Origin of the sequence: Haloferula sp. (assembly GCF_049672945.1) — a bacterium.
Lineage (GTDB): Bacteria > Verrucomicrobiota > Verrucomicrobiia > Verrucomicrobiales > Akkermansiaceae > Haloferula.
Genome location: NZ_JBATWY010000078.1, coordinates 1 through 1,873 on the forward strand (window position 1 = coordinate 1; position 1,873 = coordinate 1,873).

Sequence of the window (1,873 nt, forward strand, 5' to 3'; positions counted from 1 at the left end):
TGCCACGCTTGTGAATGTAGCCCGGAGCGATGCCGATCCGGCAACCACCGTGACTCTTGTCGCCATGGCCCGGAGTCACAACACCCGGGCAGTTCGGGCCGATCAGGCGACTCTTGGAGCCCTTCATCGCTTCCTTCACCCGCATCATGTCCATCACTGGAATCCCTTCCGTGATCGCCACGACAAGTTCCACGCCGGCGTCAACCGCTTCCAGGATCGCATCGGCGGCAAACGGAGGCGGCACGAAAATGGCCGATGCCGTCGCACCCGTTTCGGAAACAGCCTGCGAGACGGTGTCAAAAATCGGCACCTTGTCTTCAAACTTCTGTCCGCCCTTGCCCGGAGTGACCCCAGCCACAACCTTCGTCCCGTAATCAAGGGAAAGCGATGCGTGGCGTCCGCCGAAGCTGCCGGTGATGCCCTGAATCAGGACCTTGGTGTTTTCATCAATGAGAATAGCCATCGTCTTGTGAGGTAAAATTCAGTTTCAGGCGGAGACAGCAGCGACGATTTTCTCGGCGCCGTCGGCCATGGTGGTGGCCGCGACAATATTCAGACCGCTTGCAGCCAGCGTCGCCTTGCCAGCCTCCACGTTGTTTCCTTCGAGCCGGACCACCAGCGGAAGCGGCAATCCGGTTTCCTTGGCAGCGGCCACCACGCCTTCGGCGATGACGTTGCAGTCCATGATACCACCGAAGATGTTGATCAGGATGCCCTTCACATTCGGATCACCGAGGATGATCTTGAATGCTGCGGCAACCTGCTCCTTGGATGCACCACCCCCCACATCGAGGAAGTTGGCGGGCTCACCACCGTAGTGCTTGATGATGTCCATGGTCGCCATGGCAAGACCGGCACCATTGACAAGGCAGGCGATACTGCCATCGAGACCGATATAGTTCAGGTCATACTCGGAGGCGGCCACTTCACGCGGATCCTCCTCCTCGGTATCGCGCATGGCGACGATGTCCGGATGGCGGAAGAGCGCGTTGTCGTCGAAGCCGAACTTCGCATCGAGAGCCAGCACCCGGCCATCCGGAGTGGTCACCAGCGGGTTGATCTCCAGCATTGAGCAGTCGCACTTGATGAAGAGCGAGTAAAGGTTCTTGAGCAGCTTCGCGAACTGCTTGGCAATATCGCCGGACAAACCGAGCCCGGCCGCAATCTTGCGGATCTCGTAGGCTTGAAGCCCGAGCAGCGGATGCACGAACTGGCGCATGATCTTCTCGGGCGTGTCGTGAGCGACGTCCTCAATGCTCATGCCACCTTCGGTCGAAGCGACAATCACCGGCTTGGAGGTCGCACGGTCCAAGAGAATCGCGAGGTAATACTCGTGTTCGATGTCGACCGCTTCCGCGACCATCACCTTGCGGACGAGTCGCCCTGCCTCACCGGTTTGCACGGTGACGAGGGTCTCGTTCAGCATCTTCCCGGCAAATTCACCCGCTTGAGCCGGAGACTCGATCAGGTGAACGCCTCCTTGAAATCCATTCTTGAAATGGCCCTTGCCGCGACCACCCGCGTGCACCTGAGCCTTGATGACCAGCTTTGACCCGGCGAATTCCTCAGCGGCAGCCGATGCCTCTTCCGGCGTCGAAGCCACCTTCCCTTTCGGGCTTGGCACCCCGTATTGATCGAAAAGCTCTTTGGCTTGGTATTCGTGGATATTCATGTCGCGGAAATTTTCCGCGCGAAGCTGTTCCCCCCCACCCTGCCGGTCAAGAAAAAGGCCGGAAACAAAAGCGAACAGCCAGAAATACACGCCTCAGCGACCCTGGACAACTCGACGGCGCTGGACCAGTCAGAGCGACCTCGGTCAACCAAGGCGGGGGGCAGAACGAATTCCCAGAAGTCAGTCCGCGTTCGTATTGAG

Annotated in this window: 3 protein-coding genes; 1 reads left to right on the forward strand and 2 read right to left on the reverse strand. The window is 59.0% G+C overall.

Features of this window, described 5'->3' with window-relative positions; genetic code table 11:
• The coding region (locus WBG04_RS06590; RefSeq protein ID WP_424313589.1) for a succinate--CoA ligase subunit alpha at positions 1-463 on the reverse strand (463 nt) is incomplete at its 3' end.
• Between the two features lie 24 nt (positions 464-487).
• Positions 488-1,672, reverse strand: coding sequence for an ADP-forming succinate--CoA ligase subunit beta (sucC, locus tag WBG04_RS06595; RefSeq protein WP_424313590.1), 1,185 nt, complete (start codon positions 1,670-1,672; stop codon positions 488-490).
• On the opposite strand from sucC, the gene WBG04_RS06600 reads away from it, so the two are divergent.
• Positions 1,661-1,873, forward strand: a 213-nt coding sequence (locus WBG04_RS06600) for a hypothetical protein (protein ID WP_424313591.1), incomplete at its 3' end; no start/stop codon positions are given. The genes sucC and WBG04_RS06600 overlap by 12 nt on opposite strands.

What these genes read in the sequence shown, in the direction of transcription:
- sucC (WP_424313590.1), bottom strand. Translation starts at nt 1,672, where the DNA reads ATGAATATCCACGAATACCAAGCCAAAGAGCTTTTCGATCAATACGGG.